Source organism: Geodermatophilus sp. SYSU D01180, assembly GCF_054050415.1.
In genome coordinates, this window is sequence record NZ_JBJGZH010000022.1 from 78644 (window position 1) to 84643 (window position 6000).

General features: G+C 73.5%; 3 protein-coding genes and 1 tRNA gene. 3 read left to right on the forward strand and 1 reads right to left on the reverse strand.

What is annotated here, in order from left to right:
• Positions 1 to 105: 105 nt before the first annotated feature.
• Positions 106 to 1482, reverse strand: coding sequence for a zinc-dependent metalloprotease (locus ACI8AA_RS18405; protein WP_457045833.1), 1377 nt, complete (start codon positions 1480 to 1482; stop codon positions 106 to 108).
• A 103-nt stretch (positions 1483 to 1585) separates the two neighbouring features.
• On the opposite strand from ACI8AA_RS18405, the gene ACI8AA_RS18410 reads away from it, so the two are divergent.
• The 3 genes from ACI8AA_RS18410 (at position 1586) to ACI8AA_RS18420 (ending at position 5959) form a co-directional block, all read left to right on the forward strand.
• Positions 1586 to 2611 carry a YlbL family protein gene (locus ACI8AA_RS18410; protein WP_457045834.1) on the forward strand — a complete coding sequence of 342 codons (1026 nt, stop codon included), beginning with the start codon at positions 1586 to 1588 and terminating at the stop codon, positions 2609 to 2611.
• 233 nt (positions 2612 to 2844) lie between these two features.
• A complete protein-coding gene (locus ACI8AA_RS18415; RefSeq protein ID WP_457045835.1) occupies positions 2845 to 5814 on the forward strand; it encodes a UPF0182 family membrane protein in 2970 nt (989 codons plus the stop codon).
• A 71-nt stretch (positions 5815 to 5885) separates the two neighbouring features.
• Positions 5886 to 5959, forward strand: a tRNA-Met gene (locus ACI8AA_RS18420).
• The last annotated feature ends 41 nt before the right edge of the window (positions 5960 to 6000 follow it).

Sequence of the window (6000 nt, forward strand, 5' to 3'; positions counted from 1 at the left end):
GAAGGACCCCCTCGCCCCCCACCGCTCGCACGCTCACGGCGGGCCCCTGCGAGGGGGCCGTTCCAGCACGACACCCGGCTCGCGGGGGGACGCCGCAGGGCGTCCTCAGCGGGTGGGGGCGTCCCCGTCCGGGCCCTCGCCGGTGTCGCCGCCGTCGGTGTCCTCGACCGGGTCGGTCAGCGCGCGCAGCTCGTCGTCCACGCCCTGGCGGGCGACGAAGTCCAGCGGCTCGTCGAGGTCGTCGGAGGTGGGCAGCAGGTCCGGGTGCGACCAGAGCCGGTCGCGGGCCTCGGTGCCGTGCTGCTGCGCCATGGCGCCCCAGACGGTGGCCGCGTCGCGCAGCCGGCGCGGGCGCAGCTGCAGGCCGACCAGGGTGGCGAAGGTCTGCTCCGCCGGGCCGCCCGAGGCGCGGCGGCGGCGCATCGTCTCGGCCAGCGCCCCGTGCCCGGGCAGCCGCTCGCCGGCCGCGGCCGCGACGACGGTGTCGACCCAGCCCTCGACCAGCGCCAGCAGCGTCTCCAGCCGGCGCAGCGCCATCTGCTGCTCCGGCGTCTCCTCCGGCTCGAGCAGCCCGCTGCCCAGCAGCTCCTGCAGCGCCTCGGGGTTGGACGGGTCGAAGCCGCCGCCCATCGAGCCCATCGCGTCGTTGAGGCCGCGCTCGATCGCCTCGCGGTCGATGGTGATGCCGCGGGCGTAGGCGTGGACGGCGTCGTGCAGCTGCTGGCGCAGCCACGGCACGTGCGCGAACAGCCGCAGCGACGCGGCCTCGCGCAGGGCCAGGAACAGCCGGACCTCGTCGGCGGGGCGGTCCAGGCCCTCGGCGAACGCCGCGACGTTCTGCGGGACGAGCACCGCCGAGCCGGCCGGGGCCAGCGGCAGGCCGACCTCGGTGCCGGTGAGCACCTCGCCGGCGAGCCGGCCGAGGGCCTGCCCGACCTGGGCGCCGAACATCAGGCCGCCCATCCGGCCCATGATCCCGGCGAGCGGGCCGGCCATGGCCATGGCCTCCTGCGGCAGCGCGGAGGTCATGGCGGCCACGACCTTCTCGGCCAGCGGGTCGATGAGCGCGCCCCAGGCCGGCAGCGTCTGCTCGACCCACTCCACCCGGGACCAGGCCAGCGCCCGGTCGGTCCCCGAGGGCAGGTCGGTGACCTGGTCCAGCCACAGGTCGGCCAGGCGCACCGCCTCGGTGACGGCGGCCCGCTCGGCCTCCGACGTCGGCTGGGTGCCGGTGGCCAGGGAGCTGATCGCGCCCTGCCGGGCGAGGTCCCAGTTGACCGGCCCGCCCGACCAGTTCACGAGCTTCTGCAGCTCGGCGAACAGCGGCATCTTGCCCAGGAGCTCCTCCGGGGTGCCGCCCCCGGCGCCGCCCGGGCCGCCGAACCCGAACAGGGCGCCGAAGCCGAACGGGTCGCCGCCGGGCTGGTCCCGGCGCTCGGGGTCGCGGTCGGGCATCCCGAATCCGAACGGCACGTCACTCATGCCCCCACGGTAGACGCGTGATCACACCGCCGGAGCCCGAGCGGTGGCTCCCGCGTCCGCTCTCGGCGGACGCTGCCAGCGCGAGGTTCTACGCTGGCCGGTCGTGACCCGTCGGATCGCCGTCCTCGCCGTCGGTGTGGTGCTGCTGCTCGTCGCCGGCGTCCTCGGCGCGGCCCTGCCGGTGCCCTACGTCGCCCAGGTGCCCGGCCCGACCTTCAACACCCTCGGCGACATCGACGGCGACCCGGTCATCTCCCTCCGCGGCCGCGACCGCAACGACGTCAGCGGCAACCTCAACCTGACCACGGTCGGCGTCGGCCGGGCGGGCCTGAGCCTGGTGGAGGCGGTCCGCGGCTGGTTCGACGACGAGATCAGCGTGGTGCCCGAGGAGTCGGTGTACCCGCCGGACCGGACCGAGGAGGAGATCGAGCAGGCCAACCGGCAGGCCTTCCTCACCTCCGAGGAGTCTGCCGAGGCCGCGGCGCTGGGGCACCTCGGCTACCCGGTGAAGGTCGTCGTCCGCGGGCTGTCCGGGGACGACTCGCCGTCGGACGGGCTGCTCGAGGAGGGCGACGCGATCGAGTCCGTCGACGGGCAGCCGACGCCGGACTCCGACGCGCTGGCCGCAGTCCTCGCCGCCATCCCGGCCGGCACGACCGTGGAGGTCGCCTATACCCGGCTCGGGCAGCCGGGCACGGCCACGCTCACCACGGGCGGGTCCGCCGACCGCGAGGGCTCGGTGCTCGGCGTCGTGGTGCGCGAGCAGCCCTCGGCGCCGTTCGACGTCGACATCGACGTCGCCGACGTCGGCGGCCCGTCGGCGGGCCTGATGCTCAGCCTCGGCATCCTCGACCTGGTCGGCGACACCGACCTGACCGAGGGTGCCGTGGTGGCCGGCAGCGGCACCATCGACGCCGACGGCGCGGTGGGCGCGATCGGCGGCATCCAGCTGAAGATGGTCGCCGCCGAGGAGATCGGGGCCGAGCTGTTCCTCGTCCCGGCCGACAACTGCCCCGACGCGCTGGGGTCCCCGGCCACCGGCCTCACCCTGGCCCGGGTGGCCACCCTGGACGACGCCCTGACCGCCCTCGAGGACGTGCGGGAGGGGCGCACCCCCGCGGGCTGCTGACCGCCGCCCGCCACGGGACGCCCCGCGTGGTGGATGCTGTCGGCCAGCACGGGCTCCCCGGGGAACCCGGTGCCGCGCCGAGCGTTGGTCAGGGGCGACACCGGCCGCTCGTGCGCCAGCCCGGCGCCCGTGCCGACCGGCGCCCCAGACGTCCGACCGCACGCGGTCGCCACACCGCGACGGCGCCTCCCGGTGCCCGCCGCACCTGCAACTGAAGGAGACCGCTCGTGGCCATGCGGCCCCCCGTGTCCGTGCCGACGCTGTCGCGGCGCGCGAAGGTGGTCATCGGGTCCATCGCCGTGCTGCTGGTGCTGTTCACGGCCATCGGGACGTTGACCAACGTCTACGTCGACTACCTCTGGTTCGACGAGACCGGGTACACCGAGGTCTTCTGGACCGAGCTCCAGACCCGGGCCCTGCTGTTCGCCGTGGCCGGCGTGGCCACCGGCGGGCTCACCGCGCTGGCGATCTACCTGGCCTACCGGTTCCGCCCGGCGTTCCGGCCGATGTCGCTGGAGCAGCAGAACCTGGAGCGCTACCGGCAGTCGCTGGAGCCCCGCCGCACCCTGGTGCTGTCGGCGGTGGCGGTCGTCGTCGGCCTGTTCGCCGGGTTCACCGCGCAGGGCAGCTGGGAGACCTGGCTGACCTTCCGCAACTCGACGCCGTTCGGCGACGTCGACCCGCAGTTCGGCCTGGACCTGTCGTTCTTCGTCTTCGAGTACCCCTTCTACCGGCTGCTGCTGAGCTTCGGCTTCGCCATCGTGCTGCTGGCGCTGATCGGCTCGCTGCTGACCCACTACGTCTTCGGCGGCCTGAGGCTGCAGACGCCGGGGCAGAAGCTCACCGGCGCGGCGATGGTGCAGCTGTCGGTGCTGCTCGGCCTGTTCGTGGCGCTCAAGGCGGTCGCGTACTGGTTCGACCGCTACGGGCTGGTCTACTCCGACCGCGGCGAGCTGTTCAGCGGCGCGAGCTACACCGACGTCAACGCGCTGCTGCCGGCCAAGACGATCCTGGTGTTCGCGGCGGCGTTCTGCGCGCTCGCGTTCCTGGCCAACGTCGTCGTCCGCAACTTCCGGCTGCCGGCCGCCGCGCTGGTCCTGCTGCTGCTGTCCAGCCTGGTGATCGGCGTGGCCTACCCGGCGATCGTGCAGCAGTTCGTGGTCCGCCCGAGCGCCAACGAGCGCGAGGCCGACTACATCGAGCGGGCGATCGCCTCGACCCGCGAGGCCTACGGGCTCACCGACGTCGAGTACACCGACTTCGCGCAGGACAACACCGGCGAGAACGTGGACACCGGCGCCGCGCTGGCCGAGCTGCGCGACGACGACGCGACGATCCCGAACGCCCGCCTGCTCGACCCCAACGTGCTGTCCGCGACGTTCACCGCGCGCCAGCAGATCCGCAACGTGTACGGCTTCCCGGAGAAGCTCGACATCGACCGGTACACGATCGACGGCGAGACCCGCGACTACGTCGTCGCCGTCCGCGAGCTCGACAGCGGCAGCCTGTCGGAGAACCAGGACACCTGGATCAACCGGCACACCGTCTACACGCACGGCAACGGGTTCGTCGCCGCGCCGGCCAACCAGGTGGTCACCGGCCAGGAGGGCGGCGAGCCGAACTTCACCAGCCGCGACCTGCCCACCACCGGAGACATCGAGGTCGAGCAGGGCCGGATCTACTACGGCGAGCTGATCGACGACTACTCCGTCGTCGGGGCGCCCGAGGGTGCCGACGCCCGCGAGTTCGACCGGCCCGAGGACGGCTCCGAGGGCGAGGTCAACAACACCTACGACGGCGAGGGCGGCGTCGCGATCGGCAGCTTCTTCCGGCAGCTGACGTTCGCCATCTACTACCGCGAGCGCAACTTCCTGCTCTCCGGTGCGGTCAACGACGCCTCGAAGGTGCTCTACGTCCGCGACCCGCGCGAGCGGGTGGAGAAGGCCGCGCCGTTCCTCACCGTCGACGGCGACCCCTACCCGGCGGTCATCGACGGCCGCGTGCAGTGGATCCTCGACGGCTACACGACCTCGGACGCCTACCCGTACTCCGAGCGGATGGAGCTCGGTGAGGCGGCGCAGGACGCGCTCACCGGCCAGGGGACCGCGGCCCTGCCGAACGAGCAGTTCAACTACATCCGCAACTCGGTCAAGGCCACCGTGGACGCCTACGACGGCACCGTCCGGCTCTACGAGTGGGACGAGGACGACCCGGTGCTGAAGGCCTACATGGCCGCGTTCCCGGGCGTGATCGAGGAGAAGTCGGAGATGAGCGACGAGCTCATCGGCCACGTCCGCTACCCCGAGGACCTGTTCAAGCTGCAGCGGGACATCCTCACCCGCTACCACGTGAGCGACCCGGGCGACTTCTACAGCCAGAACGACCGCTGGGCGGTGCCGGCCGACCCGACGCAGGACACGCAGACCGAGGAGGCGCAGCCGCCGTACTACATCCTCGCCGCGCGCCCGGGCGAGGGCGGCGCGACGTTCCAGCTGACCAGCGCGCTGAACGCCTTCCGCCGGCAGAACCTCTCGGCGTTCATCGCGGCCTCCAGCGACCCGGACACCTACGGCTCGATCCAGGTGCTCCGGCTGCCCGGGAACACGCCCTTCCGCGGGCCGCAGCAGGTGCAGCAGTCGTTCAACACCAACGACGAGGTCGCCCGGGACCTGACGCTGTTCAACAGCGAGGACTCGCAGGCGGTGTTCGGCAACCTGCTGACGCTGCCCATCGGGGAGAACGGCCTGCTCTACGTGCAACCGCTGTACGTGGAGGGGACCGGGCAGAACTCCTTCCCGCTGCTGCGCAAGGTGCTGGTCAACTACGGCGGCCGGGTCGGGTACGCCGACACGCTCGCCGAGGCGTTGGACCAGGTCTTCGGGGCCGGGGCGGGGGACACCGCCACCGACTCCGACGACGCCGGGACCACCCCGGACACCGAGGAGCCGACGCCGGCCGAGCCGACCACGCCCGCGGAGCCGACGACACCGGCCGAGCCGACGACGCCGCCGGCCGACGGGTCGGACGCCGCGCTGGACCAGGCGGTCGCCGACCTCGACGCGGCGCTGCAGCGGCTGGCCGACGCCCAGCGCAGCGGCGACTTCGCCGCGCAGGGCCAGGCGCTGGCCGACCTGCAGCGGGCGGTCGAGGCGTACGAGGCGGCCCAGGCCGCGGCCGCGGCGCCGGCCACGCCGACCGGCTGAGCCGCGCGGGTGGGGGTGTGCCGGCCCCGGTGCACCCTCACCCGAGACCGGGTGTAGTCTGGTCTCACCGACGCGGGGTGGAGCAGCTCGGTAGCTCGCTGGGCTCATAACCCAGAGGTCGCAGGTTCGAATCCTGCCCCCGCTACTCCGAACGGCACCGGCCCCCACCGCCCAGCGGTGGGGGCC

Bases quoted from the DNA above. Each gene is read 5' to 3' on its own strand.
- ACI8AA_RS18405 (WP_457045833.1), bottom strand. From the start codon at position 1,482: ATGAGTGACGTGCCGTTCGGATTCGGGATGCCCGACCGCGACCCCGAG.
- ACI8AA_RS18415 (WP_457045835.1), top strand. From the start codon at position 2,845: ATGCGGCCCCCCGTGTCCGTGCCGACGCTGTCGCGGCGCGCGAAGGTG.